The organism is Streptomyces sp. NPDC044984, from assembly GCF_040646935.1.
Lineage (GTDB): Bacteria > Actinomycetota > Actinomycetes > Streptomycetales > Streptomycetaceae > Streptomyces.
On sequence record NZ_JBEZBE010000020.1, the window covers coordinates 90,583 to 109,060 of the forward strand.

At 73.6% G+C, this 18,478-nt stretch carries 13 protein-coding genes and 1 tRNA gene; 8 read left to right on the plus strand and 6 right to left on the minus strand.

Going from position 1 to position 18,478, the window contains the following annotated elements:
* Positions 1 to 144: 144 nt before the first annotated feature.
* The gene (locus tag AB0A94_RS22365) at positions 145 to 4,827 is read left to right on the plus strand and encodes a PAS domain-containing protein (RefSeq protein WP_361746805.1); all 4,683 of its coding nucleotides are present in this window, start codon (positions 145 to 147) and stop codon (positions 4,825 to 4,827) included.
* 26 nt (positions 4,828 to 4,853) lie between these two features.
* On the opposite strand, the gene AB0A94_RS22370 is transcribed toward AB0A94_RS22365, so the two are convergent.
* Positions 4,854 to 5,432, minus strand: a complete 579-nt coding sequence (locus AB0A94_RS22370) for a TetR family transcriptional regulator (RefSeq protein ID WP_361746807.1) — start codon at positions 5,430 to 5,432, stop codon at positions 4,854 to 4,856.
* Between the two features lie 129 nt (positions 5,433 to 5,561).
* Between AB0A94_RS22370 and AB0A94_RS22375 the strand changes: the two genes are divergently transcribed.
* Entirely contained in the window at positions 5,562 to 6,797 is a 1,236-nt protein-coding gene (locus tag AB0A94_RS22375; protein WP_361746809.1) for an MFS transporter, read from the plus strand.
* A gap of 118 nt (positions 6,798 to 6,915) precedes the next feature.
* Here AB0A94_RS22375 and AB0A94_RS22380 read toward each other — a convergent pair whose 3' ends face one another.
* From AB0A94_RS22380 to AB0A94_RS22390, 3 genes are all read right to left on the minus strand, one after another.
* Complete coding sequence (locus tag AB0A94_RS22380; RefSeq protein ID WP_361746929.1) at positions 6,916 to 8,559, minus strand: long-chain fatty acid--CoA ligase; 1,644 nt, start codon at positions 8,557 to 8,559, stop codon at positions 6,916 to 6,918.
* A 137-nt stretch (positions 8,560 to 8,696) separates the two neighbouring features.
* A complete protein-coding gene (locus tag AB0A94_RS22385) occupies positions 8,697 to 9,263 on the minus strand; it encodes a SigE family RNA polymerase sigma factor (protein ID WP_361746811.1) in 567 nt (188 codons plus the stop codon).
* A gap of 380 nt (positions 9,264 to 9,643) precedes the next feature.
* A complete protein-coding gene (locus tag AB0A94_RS22390; protein WP_361746813.1) occupies positions 9,644 to 9,967 on the minus strand; it encodes a hypothetical protein in 324 nt (107 codons plus the stop codon).
* A 356-nt stretch (positions 9,968 to 10,323) separates the two neighbouring features.
* Between AB0A94_RS22390 and AB0A94_RS22395 the strand changes: the two genes are divergently transcribed.
* The 3 genes from AB0A94_RS22395 (at position 10,324) to AB0A94_RS22405 (ending at position 13,339) form a co-directional block, all read left to right on the plus strand.
* Positions 10,324 to 11,196: a bifunctional DNA primase/polymerase gene (locus AB0A94_RS22395; protein WP_361746816.1), complete on the plus strand. Its 873-nt coding sequence runs from the start codon at positions 10,324 to 10,326 to the stop codon at positions 11,194 to 11,196.
* Between the two features lie 86 nt (positions 11,197 to 11,282).
* A complete protein-coding gene (locus tag AB0A94_RS22400; RefSeq protein ID WP_361746818.1) occupies positions 11,283 to 11,714 on the plus strand; it encodes a hypothetical protein in 432 nt (143 codons plus the stop codon).
* Between the two features lie 359 nt (positions 11,715 to 12,073).
* Complete coding sequence (locus AB0A94_RS22405) at positions 12,074 to 13,339, plus strand: hypothetical protein (RefSeq protein ID WP_361746820.1); 1,266 nt, start codon at positions 12,074 to 12,076, stop codon at positions 13,337 to 13,339.
* Positions 13,340 to 13,447: 108 nt separating this feature from the next.
* On the opposite strand, the gene AB0A94_RS22410 is transcribed toward AB0A94_RS22405, so the two are convergent.
* Together AB0A94_RS22410 and AB0A94_RS22415 are read right to left on the minus strand one after the other, a co-directional pair.
* Positions 13,448 to 13,534, minus strand: a tRNA-Ser gene (locus AB0A94_RS22410).
* A gap of 64 nt (positions 13,535 to 13,598) precedes the next feature.
* Positions 13,599 to 15,098, minus strand: a complete 1,500-nt coding sequence (locus tag AB0A94_RS22415) for a trypsin-like peptidase domain-containing protein (RefSeq protein ID WP_361746822.1) — start codon at positions 15,096 to 15,098, stop codon at positions 13,599 to 13,601.
* 289 nt (positions 15,099 to 15,387) lie between these two features.
* Here AB0A94_RS22415 and AB0A94_RS22420 point away from each other — a divergent pair, with 289 nt between their 5' ends.
* The 3 genes from AB0A94_RS22420 (at position 15,388) to AB0A94_RS22430 (ending at position 18,175) form a co-directional block, all read left to right on the plus strand.
* Positions 15,388 to 16,218 (plus strand): glycerophosphodiester phosphodiesterase, encoded by an 831-nt coding sequence (locus AB0A94_RS22420; protein WP_361746824.1) that lies wholly within the window; start codon positions 15,388 to 15,390, stop codon positions 16,216 to 16,218.
* A gap of 167 nt (positions 16,219 to 16,385) precedes the next feature.
* Positions 16,386 to 17,030: an ATP-binding protein gene (locus AB0A94_RS22425; protein WP_361746826.1), complete on the plus strand. Its 645-nt coding sequence runs from the start codon at positions 16,386 to 16,388 to the stop codon at positions 17,028 to 17,030.
* 179 nt (positions 17,031 to 17,209) lie between these two features.
* Positions 17,210 to 18,175 carry a DUF5926 family protein gene (locus AB0A94_RS22430; protein WP_361746827.1) on the plus strand — a complete coding sequence of 322 codons (966 nt, stop codon included), beginning with the start codon at positions 17,210 to 17,212 and terminating at the stop codon, positions 18,173 to 18,175.
* Positions 18,176 to 18,478: the final 303 nt, after the last annotated feature.

The following is an 18,478-nucleotide window of genomic DNA, read 5'->3' on the forward strand; positions in this document are numbered from 1 at the left end:
GTCACCTCCCCGTGCGACGTCCGTCCCATCCGGCGTCGCGGGAGCAATCCCAGCCCTTAGACTCCCTCGCGTGACACGCTGCGGGCAGGTTGGCAAGATGGCCCGAGCGGTCGGTACGTCGCGGTAACAGGGAGGAAGCGTCTCGTGAGCAGCAGGCCATCCCGGGGCACTGCTCGCCTCGCAGCCATACTGGACGCCCTTCCCGACGCCCTGGTGCTGGTCAACGCCAACGGGACGGTCGTCAACGCCAACGCCATCGCCCTGGAGGCGTTCGAGACCCCGGGCACGGCGCTGGTGGGGCGGGGGCTGCTGGATCTGCTGCCGCAGTTCGACTCCAAGCTCATCCCCGGGTCCATGCGGCGGCCCGACCACATCGATCCCCGGGCACGCACCAAGCCGACGCGGATGGTCGCCCGGCGGACCGACGGGACCGAGTTCCCGGTCGAGGTCACCAGTGCGAATCTGGAGACCGGCCAGCAGGCGTACGACACGTACGGCTACACCGGCGACGAACTGCTGATGCTCGTCGTCCGCGACCTCTCCGGCACCGTCGACACCGAGGCCGAGCTGGCGCGTTCGCAGCGGCAGACCGAGATGATCCTGCGCGCCGCCTCCGAGGGCGTCGTCGGGACCGACACCGACGGGCGGATCGTCCTCGTCAACCCGGCCGCCGCCCAGATACTGGGCTACCGGGCCGGCGAACTCGGCGGGCGCGAACTGCACACGCTCGTCCTGCACTCGCGCGCCGACGGCGCCCCCTTCCCGTACGACGAGTCCCCGCTCGCCGACACCCTGCGCTCCGGGCGCAAGCACCGGGTGCGCGGTCAGGTGCTGTACGCCAAGAACGGCGACAAGCTGCCGGTCGACCTGACGACCGCGCCGGTGCGCGACGGCGACCAGCTCGTCGGCGCCGTCATGACGTTCCTCGACCGCCGCCCCCACGACGCGCTCGTCGAGGAGAAGGAGAAGGCCGAGCGGGAGCACGCCGAGGAGCTGGAGCGGCTCGCCGAGGAACACGCCTCCGAACTCACCGCCCTGCGCCAGGGCCACGTCACCGAGCTGGAGGAGCTGCGCGAGCAGCACGCGGAGGAACTCGCCGCGAACGAGGAGCGGTACGCCGCGCTCGGCGAGCGGGAGAAGGACCGCTACGAGGCTCTCGCCGCGCGCCACGACCAGCTGCTCACCCTGCTCGGGCGGTCCCTGCGGGGCCCGCTGGACGAGCTGCGCCGGGAGCTGTCCGCGCTGGCCGCCGACGACGCCGGGCAGCTGTGGCCCGAGGCCAACCAGGTGCTCCACCACCTGTCGGCCGGCTACGCCCGGATCACCACCCTCATCGACAACGTCCTCGGCTACCAGCGGCTCGACGCCGGCGGCGAGCAGGTCGCCCGCACGAAGGTGATGCTCGACGCCGTCGTCGCCGCCGGGGTCGACGGGGCCGTGGAGCTCATCGGTCCCGGACGGGTGCAGTTCGCCGTGCACGCGCCGCCCATCGAGGCCGAGGTCGACCCGCGGCTGCTCGCTACCGCCCTCGCGCACCTCGTCGCGGACGTCGCGGGCGTCGACGCGACCGGCAACACGCCCGTGTCGGCGGGCGGCTACCTGGACAACACGGTCGTGGTCGCGGCGGCGCAGCGCGGCGAGGTCGTCCGCATCGAGGTGCGCGGACCGTACGGCGGCGGCGACCCGGTGCACGAGCCGATCGTGCGCGGCATCGTCCGGGCGCACGGCGGTGTGCTGCAGACGCACGAGGTGCCCGGGATGAGCGGCAGCGCGTTCGTCCTCGAGGTGCCGATCGGGGGCGGGGCGGGGTCCGTGCCGACCGCCGAGGTGGCGGTGCCGGCCGAGGAGGCCGTTCCCGCCGAGCCGGCTCCCGGTGGCGGCGGGCGGCGCCGGGCGCGGCGCGCGTCCGTGGACGCCTTCCTGGGGAGCGAGGTGCCGGGCGCGCACGACGGCTCCGATACGGAGTCCGCGCCCACCGGCCGCCGCAGGCGCCGGGCGGCCGCCGCCGACGACGAGCCCGCGCAGGCGGAGCTTCCTGCGCAGGCGGAGCTTCCGGCGCAGGCGGCGTCCGGCGGTACCGGGCGCCGGCGTGGCCGGCCGGCCGAGAACGCGCCGGCCGCGGTGGGTGCCGAGGTCGAGCTCGCCGGGGCGGCCGGGGTGTCCGAGGGAGCCGTCGTCACCGCCGCCGAGCACGCGGCGGGGGCCGCCGCGTCGAACACGGGGCTGGGCGGGACCGTACCGCCGCAGGGAGTACCGGGGCCGTCCGGGCAGCGTGCCCGGCACGGCTCCGGCGAACAGCACGCGCTGCCGCCGGCGCTGCCCGCGCCGTCCGGTGTGGACGGAGCGGCCGACGCGCCCCAGGCCGGGGTCGCGGTGCACGTTCCGGCTCAGGCTTCGGGGCAGTCGGAGCCGACGGGACGGCGTCGGCGGGCGCTGGCCGCCGCCACCGAGCGGGCGGCGGCGCAGGAGGCCGCGCCCCGTACGGTGTTCGCGCTGCCGCCGGCCGAGGCGGACCAGGAGCAGCAGGCCGGGCAGGCGGCACAGGCCGAGGCGAACGGGCAGACAGCGGCGATCGGGCAGGCCGGGCAGGCCGGGGTCGACAACGGCCGCCATGACGCCGTTCCGCACGACCAGGCCGACGACCACACTCCGCCGCAACCCCATCCCACCAGCGCCCCGACGGGCCGTCGGCGGCGGGCCGCCGCCCAGCAGGCGGAGCCCGACGGCACCCCCGCCGAGGCTCCCGCTCCGTCGGCGCCGACGGCGACCGCCCAGGCTCCGGGGGCCCCGGTGGCCTCGGCGCATTGGGGGGCGGCGCCTGCGCAGGGGGCGCCCGTCGCACCGCAGGGGGCTCCGGTTCCACCGCAGGGGGCTCCCGTGCCCGCGCAGGGTGCCGCCGTCCCACCGCAAGGTGCTCCCGTCGCACCCCAAGCTGCTCCGGTTCCACCGCAGGGGGCTCCCGTGCCCGCACCGGGTGCCGCCGTCCCACCGCAAGGTGCTCCCGTACCCGCACACGGTGCGGCGGTACCGAGCGCTCCCGTACCGCCGCAAGGCGCCACGGTCCCGCCGCACGGGGCCCCCGTGCCCGCACAGGGCGCGGCCGTTCCCCCGCAAGGGGCCCCCGTACCCGCGCAGGGTGCCACCGTCCCACCGCAAGGTGCTCCCGTCGCACCCCAAGCTGCTCCGGTCCCGCCGCAGGGCACCACGCCCCCGGCACCCGGGGCTCCGGTGTCCGCACAGGGCGCGGCCGTTCCCCCGCAGGGGGCCCCGGTCCCGGCACACGGGGTTCCCGTACCCGCACCGGGTGCCGCCGTTCCCCCGCAAGGCGCTCCCGCGCCGGCACACGGTGCCGCGGTGCCGCCGCAAGGTGCCACGCCCCCGGCACCCGGCGCACCCGCATCCGCTCCCGCTCCCACACCCGCACAGGGACAGACGCGGGCAGAGGCGGCGCAGCCGCTTCCCCCCGCGCAACCGCTTCCCGCCGAGGCCGCGCCCGGTGCCGTGGCCGGAGGCGCCCCCGCCCCGCAGCAGTGGCCCGCCGCCGGTGACACCTCCGGTGCCGGTACGGCCGTACCGGCGGCCGCGGGTCCGGCGCAGCCGACCCCCGCCGCCGGCACCCCGTTGCCGCCCGAGGGCGCGCCGGTGCAGCGGGCCGCTCAGCCGTTGCCCGCCGAGGCCGCGGCGCCGGTCGATCCGAACTCCACACAGGGACGGGCGATCAGCGTGCGGACGCTGGGGCAGGGCGTGCCGTTCAACCGGCAGGCCTCCCAGGTGCAGCAGCCGCTGCCGTCGGCCACGCCTCCCCCGCACCAGCCGGGCGGCTCCGGCCGCCGCCGCAAGCTCGGCACGCGCCCCGACCCGGCCGCCGCGGACAACGAGCAGAACGCGCGCCCGCACCCGCCGGCCGAGCCCGTACCCGCCCCCGCGCACGCGCCGGCGCACTCCCGGCTCGCGCCGACGACCGAGGGCACCGGACGGTCGTACGCCATAGGGGCGCCCGACGCGGACGCCGCCGAGGGGCCCGAGCCGCTGGACGGTCCGGGCGGGGCCGTCGAGGTGGCGGACCCGCCGCGTCCGCAGCCGATGGACGACGAGCTGCCCCCGGAGCCGCTGGACAACCCGCGCCGGCTGCTGGTGTGGCCCGCGCCGGACGTCACCACGCAGCAGGCGCTGAGCGACCGCGGCTACCGGCCGGTGATCGTGCACTCGCGCGAGGAGGTCGACGCGCAGATCGCGGCGTTCCCCGCCGCGTTGTTCGTGGACCCGCTGACCGGGCCGATCACCCGTACGGCCCTGCAGTCGCTGCGGCAGGCGGCGGTGGCCGCCGAGGTGCCGGTGCTCGTCACGGCCGGGCTCGGACAGGCCTCGCGCGATGCCGCGTACGGCGCCGATCCCGCCGTACTGCTGAAGGCGCTCGCGCCGCGCGACAGCGAACAGCACCCCCCGCGCGTGCTGCTGATCGAGGAGCACGCGGAGATCGCGCTGGCGCTGACCGGGACGCTGGAGCGGCGCGGGATGCAGGTCGCGCGGGCCGCGAGTGACGCCGACGCGGTGGCGCTGGCGGGGCAGTTCCGGCCGAACCTGGTGGTGATGGACCTGATGCGGGTGCACCGGCCCCAGGCCGGGTCCCCCGGGATCGTCGACTGGCTGCGGGCGAACGGGCAGCTCAACCGCACCCCGCTCGTCGTCTACACGGCCGCCGTCGACCAGGCGGACCTGCCGCGGCTGGCCTCCGGCGAGACGGTGCTGTTCCTGGCGGAGCGGTCCACCAGTGAAGAGGTGCAGGACAGGATCGTCGACCTGCTGTCGCGGATCGGGACCAACTGACCGGCACCGGCTGACCCGCGCCGCCGTCAGCGGGCGACCAGGCGGCGGGCCGCCTCCTTCACGGACGCGCGCAGCCGGGCCCGGTCGTCGGCCTCCTCGCCGACCAGGATGCGGCGCATCTGCGGGACGACGGCCGTCCAGTTGGCCAGCGCGGTCAGCAGGAACAGCAGGTCGCCGGCCGGGATGGCGTCGGTGACGGCTCCGCGCTCCTGGCCGTCCCGGAGCAGGGCGACCTTGCGGACGTAGTGCTCCTGCCGTTCGCCCTCGTGGGGCAGCTCGTCGGTGCCGTACTCCAGGCCCTCCCAGAAGAGCAGGCGCAGCAGTTCGGGGTGGGCGGCGTGGTAGTCCATCAGCCGGTCGACCCAGCCCTCGATGTCGTCCGGGTCGACGGGGACGGACTCGGCGAGGTCCAGCATCTTCCGCTCGAGGACGATCGCGAACAGCTCCGCCTTGTTGCCGAAGTAGGCGTAGATGAGCTGCTTGTTGGCCTTCGCCTCGGCCGCGATGCGGTCGATGCGGGCGCCGGCGATGCCGTGGCGGGCGAACTCGGTGACCGCCGCCTCGAAGATCCGGGCCTTGGTGGCCTCGGGGTCCCTGACTGCCATGGGGACAGGGTAGCGCCACTTGTAACCAACTGTTTGGTTGACAGGGAATCCGGAGGGGGCGCAGACTGTTCCCCCCATAGCCAACCAACCAGTTAGTTGTTAGAGCAGGCTCGAAGGGGTATCCCGCTCATGTCCTCAGTGCCCAGCGCCATCACCACCGGCCGGCAGCCCCGCAGGCCGCCGCTCACCGCGCCCGGGACGGGTCCAGGTCCGGGCCCGTCCCGCGGCTCCGCCGCGTTCCTCACGCTCATCGCCGTCTGCACCGCGGTCACGGCCGCCAACATCTACCTCGCCGCGCCCCTGCTCTCCCTGATCGCCCGCGACTTCGGTTCCACCCCGTCGGCCGTGGCCTGGATCGCCTCGGTCGCCCAGCTCGGATACGCCGTCGGACTGCTCTTCTTCGCCCCGCTCGGCGACACCGCCGACCGGCGCCGGCTGGTCACCGCCCTCACCCTGGTCACCACCGCCGCCCTGCTCGCGAGTGCCGTCGCCCCGGGCACCGGCGCGCTGGCGGTCGCCGTGTTCGTCGCCTCGGCCGGGACCGTGGTGCCGCAGCTGCTCGTCCCGCTGGTCGCCGAGCGCGCCCCCGCCGCCCGCCGCGCCCGCCATGTCGCGGCCGTGATCGCCGGCCTGTTCACCGGCATCGTCGCGGCCCGGGTCCTCGGCGGACTCGCCGGGCAGGCCTTCGGCTGGCGGTGGGTGTTCGCGGGCGCGGCCGTCCTCACGCTCGCCCTGGGCACCGCCACCGCCCTCGTCCTGCCGTCCGGGCGGCGCCGCCGCGACGGCTCGCTGTTCGGCGGCCTCGCCGCACTGCCCGGGCTGCTGCGCCGCTCGCCCGACCTGTGGCGCGCGTCGGTGCGCCAGGCGGGGATGTTCGGCGCGTGGAGCGCGCTGTGGACCTCGCTCGCCCTGCTGCTGACGGGCCCGGCCTACGGCATGTCCACCGCCACCGCCGGGCTGTTCGGCCTCTTCGGGCTCGCGGCGAGCGCGGTGGCGCCGCTGGCGGGCGGGCTGGTCGACCGTTTCGGCGCCGCCCGGGTCGTACGGGGGGCGTATCTGCTCGCGGCCGTCTCCGTGCCGCTGTTCTGGCTGGGCGGGCAGGTCGTCTGGGCCCTGTTCGTCGCCGCGATCGCGATCCACGCGGCCCTGGTCGCCTCCCACGTCGCCAACCAGACCCTCGCCCTGACCACCACCTCCAGCCCGGCCGTCGCCAACACCGCCTACGTCGTCTCCGGCTTCGCCGGCGGCGCCACCGCCTCGGCCCTCGCGGGCCCCGCCTTCACCCACTTCGGCTGGGGCGGGGTGTCGGCGGTGGCGGCGGTCTGGCTGGCACTGGGCTGGGGGAGCACGGCGGTACGGCGGTGACCTCTGCAGCCGGGCGGTGAGGTGGAACTTCGTGTCCCACCTCACCGCACGGCGGCACGTACGGCGTACGCCGGTCAGAGCCGGACGACGTCCGGCTCCCCCTCGGCGTACGCCGGTGTCAGATCCGGGTGACGTCCAGCGCGCCCTCGGCGTACTGCCTGCGCAGCACCTTCTTGTCGAACTTGCCGACGCTGGTCTTCGGCACCGACTCGATCACCGTCCAGCGCTCCGGGAGCTGCCACTTGGCGATCCTGCCCTCCTCCTGGAGGAAGGTCCGCAGGGTGGTGAAGTCGGCGGTGGAACCCTCCTTGAGGACGACCGTGGCCAGCGGACGCTCGCCCCACTTGTCGTCCGGGACGGCGACGACGGCGGCCTCGGCGACGTCCGGATGGGCCATCAGCGCGTTCTCCAGCTCGACCGAGGAGATCCACTCGCCACCGGACTTGATGACGTCCTTGGCCCGGTCGGTGAGGGTGAGGAAACCGTCGGCGGAGATCGTGCCCACGTCGCCGGTCTTCAGCCAGCCGTCCTCGCTGAACTTGTCGGCCGGGCGCAGGGGCTCGGCGTCGGGGCCGTTGTAGTAGGCGCCCGCGATCCACGCGCCGCGCACCTCCAGCTCACCGGCCGACTCGCCGTCCCAGGGGAGGCGTTCGCCGCCGGGGCCGGTGAGGCGGGCCTCGACGCCGGCCGGGAAGCGGCCCTGGGTCAGCCGGTAGGCGAACTCCTCCTCGGTGCCCACGGCGTGGGCCGGCGGGCGGGCGATGGTGCCGAGCGGGGAGGTCTCCGTCATGCCCCAGGCGTGGCAGACCCGCATGCCCAGCTCGTCGAACGCCTCCATCAGGGAGGGCGGACAGGCGGAGCCGCCGATGGTGACCTGGGTGAGGGAGGACACGTCACGCGGCTTGGCGGTCAGCTCGGCGAGCAGGCCCTGCCAGATGGTGGGGACGGCGGCGGCGTGGGTCGGCCTCTCGCCCTCGATCATCTCGGCGAGCGGGGCGGGCTGCAGGAAGCGGTCCGGCATCAGCATGTTGACGCCGGTCATGAAGGTGGCGTGCGGCAGGCCCCAGGCGTTGACGTGGAACTGCGGGACCACGACCAGCGAGGTGTCCTGGTCGGTCAGGCCCATCGACTGCGCCATGTTCACCTGCATGGAGTGCAGGTAGATGGAGCGGTGGCTGTAGATCACGCCCTTGGGGTCGCCGGTGGTGCCGGAGGTGTAGCACATGGCTGCGGCGGCGCGCTCGTCCAGTTCCGGCCAGTCGTAGGCGACGGGCTGTCCGGCGAGCAGGTCCTCGTACTCGTGCACCCGCGCGGTGACGTCCGCCAGTGCGGAGCGGTCCCCGGGACCGGAGACGACCACGTGCTCGACGGTCTTGAGGTGCGGCAGCAGCGGCGCGAGGAGAGGAATCAGCGAACCGTTGACGATGATCACCCGGTCGGCGGCGTGGTTGACGATCCACGCGAGCTGCTCGGCCGGGAGGCGGAGGTTCAGGGTGTGGAGGACGGCGCCCATGGAGGGGATCGCGAAGTACGCCTCGACGTGCTCGGCGTTGTTCCACATGAGGGTGGCGACCCGGTCGTCGCCGGTGACGCCGAGGTCGTCGCGCAGGGCGTGGGCCAGCTGGGCCGCCCGGGCGCCGATCTCCGCGTAGGAACGGCGGTGCGGTTCGCCCTCGCCGGTCCAGGTGGTCACCTGTGAGGTGCCGTGGATCGTCGACCCGTGGGTCAGGATCCTCGAGATCAGCAGCGGTACGTCCTGCATGGTGCTCAGCACGGCGTCCTCCTGGGCGACATTGCCTGCGCGGCGGTACGGGTTGCGCTGATTCTGCGCACATACCGCGCGGTATGTCACTAGGGGAGCGAATGATCGATCACGCCGCGCCGGAGGCCCGGTGCGCTTCAGCTGCGGACGAGCCCCAGTTCGGCGTCCTCGCGGAGCTTGCCGAGCGCCCTCGACACGGCCGACTTCACCGTGCCCACCGAGACGCCGAGCACTTCGGCCGTCTGGACCTCGCTGAGGTCCTCGTAGTACCGCAGCACGACCATCGCCCGCTGCCGCGCGGGCAGCCGCATGACCGCCCGCCACATCGCGTCGCGCAGCGCCTGGTGCTCGGCCGGGTCGTCACCGCCGGGCACCGGATCGGGCTCGGGCAGCTCGTCACAGGCGAACTCGTCGACCTTGCGCTTGCGCCACTGCGAGGTGCGCGTGTTCAGCAGCGCCCTGCGCACATAGCCGTCGAGCGCCCGGTGGTCCTCTATGCGCTCCCAGGCGACGTACGTCTTGGTGAGCGCGGTCTGCAGCAGGTCCTCCGCGTCGCTCGGGTTCCCGGTCAGTGACCGGGCGGTACGCAGGAGCACCGGCTGGCGAGCCCTCATGTACGACGAGAACGACGGGTACGGGAGGGTCTGCGCCGCTGTCGCTGGAGTGGCGGCCTTCGAAGCGCTGGTGCAGACGGGTGTGGTCATGGCTCAACGCTATGAGCGGGGCCGGTCCGGCGGATCGCCCGCAGGTCCCGAAGGCGCGTCCCCCTCAGGTTGTAGGGGTGTGGCCGGCTGCACCTCCTGAAGGTGGACGAGCGGATGAGGGGTACTACGGGTCGGCCCCCGAGAGGGACCCGGAGTACCCGGGCCGTCGGCGTACACGTCCCTGACCACCGCGCACGCGTCGACCACCGCGCACGCGTCCCCGGACCACCGGCATACGCGTCCCCGGACCACCGGCGTACGCGTCCCCGGGCCACCGGCGTACACGTCCCGGACACGCCTGGGCGGCGGTACCGAAGCACCGCCGCCCGGACGCCTTGCACCACCCCACGAAGCACACCCGCACGGTCAGGACGCCGGCCTCACCACAGCGGGCTGAAGCTGACGGCCACGTTGTCGTTGCCCTGGTTGACGGCCGTGAAGGCGGAACCGTTGACCTGGGCGGTGTTGTTCTGGTTCGTGGCGCCGTATCCGGTGGCCTGCTGCTGCGAGGTGGCCGAGTTGCCGAAGTTGTCGCCGCCGACACCGGTGCCGAGGGCGTCGACCTCGGAGCTCGTGGCCGTCGCGTTCGCTCCGTCGTCCGCCAGGGCGCCGCTGTCCGCCGCCGCGACGCCGGTGAAGAGGGCGGCCGCGAGCGGAAGGGCGGAGACCGCGGCGATGACACGGGCGGTACGGATGCTTGCCATGTTGTGTTCCCTCCAGAACAAGGACGCACCGGCTCAGGACCGCGTGCGCGTGAAGTACGGCTGTCACCAGGGAAGTTGGCCCCCCGCCCCGGTGCCGTGCACGACGTCGCGAGATCAGGGTTGCCCAGGGAATCCCCGGCGAACCACCCCGGACGCCGCCATTCGCACGCAAGCGTGACGACACGGCGGTAAACCCCAGCGCGCCCCTTGAATCCCACCCGCTTCCGGGAGGGACGCCCCGCCCCGCTCCCCGCAAGGGACGAAGCGTTCCGCCACTTCTCCCGCCGACGCCCCCGCCCCGGCGTGCCGCACCCCGCCCCCTTCCCTTCTTCGAACGTAAGTACGAAAATAGAGGCATGGCCACCACCGACCGGCAGGCCACGACGCTGGCCCTCGCGCACGCCCTGTCAGCCGCCGAACGCGGACTGGCCGTCATCCCCCTGTCCCGGACGAAACTCCCGGCCCTGCGCTCCCCGCACCGCGACACCCCGGAGCCGGCGGGTCCGCCCTGCCGCGGCGAGTGCGGCCGTTTCGGCCACGGTGTCCACGACGCCTCCACCGACCCCGCCCGCATCCGCGAACTGTTCGCCGCCGCGCCCCGCGCCACCGGTTACGGCATCGCCTGCGGGCTCCCCCCGCACCACCTCATCGGCGTCGACCTGGACACCAAGACCGGTACGGACCCGTTCACCGCCCTGCGCGAACTGGCCCGTCGCCATCTGTTCACGATCCCTGCCACGGTGATCGTCCTGACCCCGAGCGGCGGCCGCCACCTGTGGCTGAGCGGTCCGCCGGACGTCGTCGTCCCCAACTCCGCGGGCCGCCTGGCCCCCGGCATCGACATCCGGGGCGCCGGCGGTTATCTCGTCGGCCCCGGTTCCCGCACCGACCACGGCCCGTACACCACCGCTCCGGGCACCGCGCGCCTGGCCCCGGCGGCCTGTCCGCCCGCCCTCCTGCGCCTGCTCCTCCCGCCGCCCCGCGCGCACCACCCGACGCCCCCGTCGGCCGGCGGGCACGGTCAGGGGCTCGTCCAGTTCGTGCTCGCGGCGCACGAGGGCCAGCGCAACACCCGCCTGTTCTGGGCGGCCTGCCGCGCCTACGAGGACGGAATCGGCCCGGCCCTGGTGGACCCCCTGGTCGATGCGGCCCTCACCACCGGCCTGTCCGCACGCGAAGCCCGCGCGACGATCGCGTCGGCGGCGCGGATGACGGGGCACCGGCCCTGACCGCCCCGCCCCTCACCCGCCGCCCGTGCTCCCTCCCCCACGAAAACCGAAAGACCTCGATGCACCACCGCACTAAAGTGCCGACCATGTCACTCGCCCACGTCCTCCTCGATTCCGGCCGTTCGGTCGCCCTCTCCGAGCTGCGGATGTCGTCGACGTACGGCGGGCTGCTGGAGGGCTATCCGTGCAAGCCCCTCAACGACCGGAAGATCGACTGGCTGCTCCGGTCCGCCGAGCGCGCCTTCCCCGGCACTCCGGTCCACCTGGTCCCGCCCCCGCGCGAGTACCCCGACCAGTACGCGGGTGCCTTCGGCCCCGTGGAGGTGCTGCCCGCGGTGACGTGCGTCGGCAGCTTCCGGTCCGAGGCGCTCGACCCGGCCCGGGACCGCTCCCTGTACCGCTCCCGCCTCACCGTCGTCTGGTTCCAGCCCTCCCCGCACGTACCGTCCGGCTGCGACGCGGAGCCCTCGCTGCGGGACCTTCCCTGGGAACGGCTGGCCGAGGACGAGGAGCTCTGAGCGCCGCCTTCCGGACCACCCCGGGCGCACGGGGTGACGGCCTCGCGCGGTGATGCACACGTACGGAGTGGCGGCATCCTGAGCGCCATCACACGTACGGGTGAGTGTCGGATCCTGGCGCCGGGGTACGAAGCCGCTGTCCCGAGCTCCGCGGGGGGCGGGTGCGGTGGCGGCTCCAGAGGTGAAAAGGCCTGGTGACAGGGGGTCGCGCGAAAGAAAACGATGCCGCGGAAGGCATTTTCGATCATCTGCTGTCAGCAGCGTGCGCGTGTCTACAGCACCCCAAACGTCCTGATTGTTCAGAATGTTGCTCACTGCCCCAGTTGAAACTATGAAGTTTCATTGCCGAGGAGCATGACATGCAGGTTCGCAGGTGGCTCCCAGACCAGCCCACTCGTATCGGCCGTCACGACTGGCCGGACGAGGGGGACAACGGAACGCACATGCGGCTGCGGGCCGGCTCCATCGTGGTACTGGACCGGCAGGGGTGGCGGATCCTGGAGATCAACGGCTACCCGAACGACTGGTGGCCGGACTCCTACGAGAAGGCGTGGCGCGACCACGTGGAACTGTGGTGGCACGCCAACGAACTGCGGCGGGCCAACAACCAGGCGGTCAAACCGGCCCCCGAGCGGGCCGAGTTCTACAAGCGCCCGGTGGTGCTGGTGCTGCGCAACGAGAACCTGCCCCGCTCCACGCCGAAGCACTGGTGCGCCCCCGCCAGCCACGACTGGCGGGTCCTCCCCGAGCACTATGCCGTCTGCCGCGCCTGCGGCGAGCTGCCGCCCTGCCACCACGGGGAGTACCGCTGGGAGGGCGGCCCCCGCTGGCCGGAGCAGGACGGCGGCATCCCGCTCATGGTGCCGGAGGGCTGCTGCATGGGGTGCGCCGAGCCGATCAGGCCGCGGGTGCGGACCGTGCGCTTCCCGGGCCCGAACCTCTGGTACCCGGACCTGGGGGAGGACACGGCCGTCTTCCACGCCCGCACCGCCTGCGCCGACCAGGTCGACCGCTACCGCATGCAGTGGCAGGCCGAGTACAGCCCGCGCTCCTCCACGCACTCCGCCACCCCCTCGTTCCCGGGCTTCGAGCACTTCGTGCTCCCCCGGACGCGTCATGCGCCGGACGTCCCCCCGCACGACCGGCGGACCTCCCAGGAGCCGCGTCCCGTACCGTCCGTGCCGTCCGTGCCGTCGCGTCCGGGAGAGGAGGAATGCGCCTCCGTGACCGGTGACTTCGGCATCCTCCCCGCTCCGTTCGACGGACGCCGGGGAGACCCGGGGCCCGGCACTCCGCCACCCGGTCCGTCGGCGCCAACGGCCGTGCCCGGGCCGGCACCCGCGCTCTCCAGCACACCCGCGACGGACCCGGCGGCGCCGGACCCCCTCCCCGCGACCGGTACGAGCGCGCCCGCCGCCGCGGCCGAGGCGTCCGCGCCCGCCTCCCCCTCCGCCGAGGGCCTCGAACCGGCCCTCCGGTCCGCGCAGGAACTGGACCTGGCGCTGGCGGGCGGCCCGTCCTTCCACAACGCCGAACAGGCGGCCCGGGTGATCGAGGAACTCACCGCCGCGGTCCGCAACATCGCCCTCTGCCTGAACAACCCGGCCGCACGCGAGCGCTCCTGACCCGCGGACGACCCGTACGACGGACCGCGTCACACCCGCGGAGAACGACGGAAGGGGCGCCCCTCCACGAGGAGCGCCCCTTCCACCCTGCAACGTCTACGACCTGCGCGGAGGCGGTGGGATTTGAACCCACGGTGACATCGCTGCCACGACGGTTTTCAAGACCGTTCCCTTCGGCCGCTCGGGCACGCCTCCCCGCGCCTGCCGGTGATCGGCGGCGCGGGGACAAGGGTAACGGGTCCGGGGTCCGGGAGTGAGGTCAGCTGTCGCCCACGCGGGAGCCCAGGGTGAGTTCCGTGGTGCGCTCCTTGCCGTCGCGCTCGTAGGTGATCGTGACCTCGTCGCCCGGCTTGTGGGTCCAGATCTCGCCGATCAGGGTGGGGCCGGAGTCGATGACCCGGTCGTCGAGCTTGGTGATGACGTCACCGGGCTGCAGGCCGGCCTTGTCGGCGGGGCCGCCGGGGTCGACGGGCTCGGAGCCGCCCGCGCCCTGCTCGGTGATCTTCGCGCCGCCCGTCGTGTCCTCCAGGGAGACCGACGCGCCGATCTTGGCGTACACCGGCTTGCCCGTCTTGATCAGTTCCTGGGCGACGTACTTGGCCTGGTTGATCGGGATGGCGAAGCCCAGGCCGATCGAGCCGGCCTGCCCCGTGCCGAAGCCGCCGTTGCTGGTGGACTGGATCGCGGAGTTGATGCCGATCACGTTGCCCTGCGCGTCGAGCAGCGGGCCGCCGGAGTTGCCCGGGTTGATGGACGCGTCGGTCTGCAGGGCGCTCATGTAGGAGGCCTGGCTGCCGCTGCCGTCGCTGGAGGCCACCGGGCGGTTCTTCGCGCTGATGATGCCCGTGGTCACCGTGTTGGACAGGCCGAAGGGCGCGCCGATGGCGATGGTCGAGTCGCCGACGGCCACCTCGTCGGAGTTGCCCAGGGGGAGGGGGTTCAGGTCCGAGGGAGCGCTGTTCAGCTTGATGACCGCGACGTCGTAGCCCTGCGCGTGACCGACCACCTCGGCGTCGTACTTCTTGCCGTTCGGGAAGGTCGCCGTCACCTTGCCGTCGTCGACGGCCTCCGCCACGACGTGGTTGTTGGTGACGATGTGGCCCTGCTTGTCGAAGACGAAGCCGGTGCCGGTGCCGCCCTCGCCGCTGCTGCTCTCGGCCTCGATGGTGACCGTGCTCGGCAGCGCCTTGGCGGCCACGGCGGCGACCGTGCCCGGGTCGCGCTTCACGTTGCCGCCGCTGGTGGACGCCGAGACGGTCGTCGAGCCGTTGCTGTCGTTCTCCTTGGCCAGCGTGTAGCCGAGACCGCCGCCCGCACCGCCCGCGACCAGCGCGGCCACCAGGACCGCGGCGAGCATACGGCCGCGTCCGCCGCCGTTCTTCGGCGTCGGCTGCGGGGAGGGGGAGCCCCAGCCGCCCGAACCGTGCCCGGCACCGCCGTCGCCGTACGACGGGGTGGACGGCGGAGGGGGCGGGGGCCAGGAGGCGTCGGGGGCGGAGGGGGAAGCAGTGGGGTCCTGGCCTCCGTGGGCGCCGTGCGGGCCCCAGCCGGTCTCGCCCGTCGGGCCCTGAGGTCCGGGGCCGTATCCCTGGTCCGCGTTCTGTGCGGGTGCCTGCGGCGGTGCGTACGGGGCCGGATCCGGAGCCGCTCCCGGGGCCGGGTGCCCCTGGTGCGCCGAAGCAGCGGGAGCATCCACCGGCGCGGACGGCGGTGCGGACGGGGCCGGGGGTACCGCGGTGCCCTCGTTCTCGGTGCTCACAGCTTTCTCTCCTCGATCCACGGCTGTTGTTGTCGGTCGCACTCGGTCACGCTCGTTCACGCCCGTCCACGAGTCCGGCGCGATACAGCTGTGCATGTCTCTTTGTATGACGTCAGCCTTTCCCACGGGCCGTCAGGGCACCATAAGCCGTTCCTGTGGGTCCGGGGCCATTCTTTATATAGGGCATTACTCACGTAAGGCGCGCCACTCGATGCCTCCGACCGAACGGCGACACCGTTCACTCCACTCCGGGCACCCGCCTACCCGTGCACGGTGGCACCATGACGCGGTGACCCACGCACGGCAGCACCTCACCCAAGTCGTCGCGCACCGCGGGGCCTCCGAGGACGCCCCCGAGCACACCCTGGCCGCATATCGCAAAGCGATCGAGGACGGTGCGGACGCGCTCGAATGTGATGTGCGCCTGACCGCCGACGGCCATCTCGTGTGCGTTCACGACCGTCGCGTCAACCGTACGTCCAACGGCCGCGGCGCGGTGTCGGCGCTCGAGCTCTCCGATCTGGCCGCCCTGGACTTCGGCTCCTGGAAGGGCCGCGACGCCTTCGGGAGCCCCCGCGCCGAGGAGCCCGACTGGGAGCACCGCCCGGAGGACCGGGAGGCCACCTCCGTCCTCACCCTGGAGCGACTGCTGGAGCTGGTCTCCGACGCCGGGCGCCGGGTCGAGCTGGCGATCGAGACCAAGCACCCCACGCGGTGGGCGGGACAGGTGGAGGAACGGCTGCTGCTCCTGCTCAAGCGGTTCGGCCTCGACGCGCCCACCGCCGCCGAGGACTCCCCGGTGCGCGTGATGAGTTTCTCCGCTCGGTCGCTGCACCGCGTGCGCGCCGCCTCGCCGACGCTGCCCACGGTCCACCTGACGCAGTTCGTCTCGCCGCGGCTGCGCGACGGGAGGCTGCCCACCGGCGTGCGGATCGCGGGGCCCTCGATCCGCATCGTGCGCAGCCACCCCGCGTACATCGAGCGCCTGAAGCAGTCCGGGCACCAGGTGCACGTGTGGACCGTGAACGAGCCGGAGGACGTGGACCTCTGTGTGCGTCTCGGCGTGGACGCCATCATCACCAACCGCCCCCGCGCGGTGCTCGATCAGCTCGGCCGCTGACCGGGGGGGCGAACCACCCGCCCCACCGGCCCCAGAAGCAGCACGCACGGGCCTTGACCCCGCGCCCGACCCGGGCGCATCCTCACATCTCGGCCACAGCGACGAAATCCAGCCACACGGCTACGGGGAGTGCTCCGGCGCGTTCGGTGCGTGTTCGATCGCTTGGAGTGCGTCACCGCTCACGGATCGGCCGGTTTCCGGTTCGGGCCCATGGGGCATCCACACCGTGGCGTGGGGCGAAGGAGGTCTCGGGGGTGGCGTTGGTGGTGGCACAGGAGGTGCCCACGTCGTCGAGCATGGCCGTGCCCCATGGCCCTGCGGGCGTGGGGAAGGCGAGGCGCCGTATGCGCGCGCAGCTGCGCGACGGCGGGGTGGCGGACCCGGTCATCGACGATGCCGTACTGATCCTTTCCGAACTGCTGAGCAATGCGTGCAAACACGGCCGGCCTCTCGGAGACGCCCTGGCCGGCGACGGGGACGTGCGCGCCGCCTGGCGGGTGGACCCGTGCGGACGGCTCGTCGTGGAGGTCACGGACGGTGGTGGCCCGACCCGTCCGGCTCCGGCCACCCCGTCGGTCACGGCACACGGCGGCCGGGGGCTGAACATCATCACCGCGCTGGCCGACGACTGGGGCGTACGCGACGAGGTGCCGGGCGAGGTCACGGTGTGGGTCGTCGTCCACGACGACGTGTACGACCCGGACGCCGGAGCCGGGCACCGGCGCGAGGACTTCGCCGCGCGGGTGACGGCTCCCGCGGTCTCCCGCATACCCGGGCTGGACTTCGCGGACGTCTTCGACGACCTGGACTGAGGGCGGTCCCGGGCGAGGGGCGGTCCCGACCGAGGCCGGTGGAAGCGGCACCGCTCCGGTCCCGTGTCCGCCCGCGGTGGCCACGGGTCGGCACGTTGTCCACAGGTTCCCGTGGGCCGTGGCGTGAAAGGCTAGGCTCGCGCCCGTACGAGACGAGCCGTAACCGGGAGACACCCACGATGGCCAAGAAGCGACCCCAGACGAAGGCCAAGCGCCCGCAGCTCACGGACGGGCAGATCCCGGTCGTCGGCGCCCGCGAGCCCTGCCCGTGCGGCAGCGGCCGCCGTTACAAGGCCTGCCACGGCCGTGCCGCCGCGCACGCGGTGACCGAGTTGGTGCACCGCCCGTTCGAGGGCCTGCCGGGCGAGTGCGACTGGGTGGCGCTGCGCGAGCTGGTGCCGGCCGCCACCGTCGAGCTGACGCTCAAGGACGGCCTGCCCGAGGGCGTCCCGTCGGTCACACTGGCCACGGTGCTGCCGATGGCCTGGCCCGCCCTGCGCCGCGACGACGGCTCGGTCCTGCTCGGCCTGCAGAACGACACCTCCTCCGGTGACATCAGCCGCGACCTCGCCGACACCCTGCAGCGCGCGCTCGGCGCCGACCCGGGCACGCCGGTGCAGTCCCGGCGCGCCCCCGCCGACGGCCCCCGGCTGCAGGACCTGCTCGACCCCGAGGGCGCTTTCGAGCCGGTCGTGCACAGCGGGTTCGAGTTCTGGGTCCCGGACTCGGAGAACGCCACGCCGGACGTCACCGCCTCCCTGGAGCGGGCCAACGCCGCTGCCGTCCCGACGGTCAAGCTGTCGGGCGTGGACGCCGCGTACTGGTGCGAGACGCCCGAGAAGAACCATCTGCGGTGGGTCATGCCGCATCCCGAGGAGCAACTTCTGGACGCTCTCGCACGGCTGCACGCGGCGGGCGGCTCCTCCCTCGGTGAGGGCACCCGTCTCGTGGGCTCCTTCCGCGCTCACGGGCTCACCGTGCCGGTCTGGGACCTGCCCAGCGGGGTCGGTGCCGAGGACGTGGAGAAGCCGGCGGCCGAGTTCGCCGAGCGGCTCGCCGCCGCGCTGGCCACGGACGCGCCGCTGACCGCCGACGAGCGCCGCGCGCGCGGCGGCCTGACGAACCGCCAGGTCACGCTGAGCTGAGACGCGGCCACACCCCCGGTTCCCGCCGGCCGCCCGGCCGGTGGGAACCGTCCAGTCGCGCCCCTTGGCCCCATGGGCAACTCCCGGCACGGCCAAGCCAGTCGGTGACCGGAAAAGCCGAGATCGAATTTGCGAACCGCCGATCTCTTGTTACCGTTCCCATAGCCCGGTTGCTGGTGCATCCCCCGTCGCCAGCAACCGGGTCTTTGCGTGCCGGCCACCGCTCACGGAACGCGGCCGGCCGTCAACTGCCAGTCGCCACCGGGGAGTTGCTCCCGGAGTTCAGCGGCTGCGGTTCTTCTG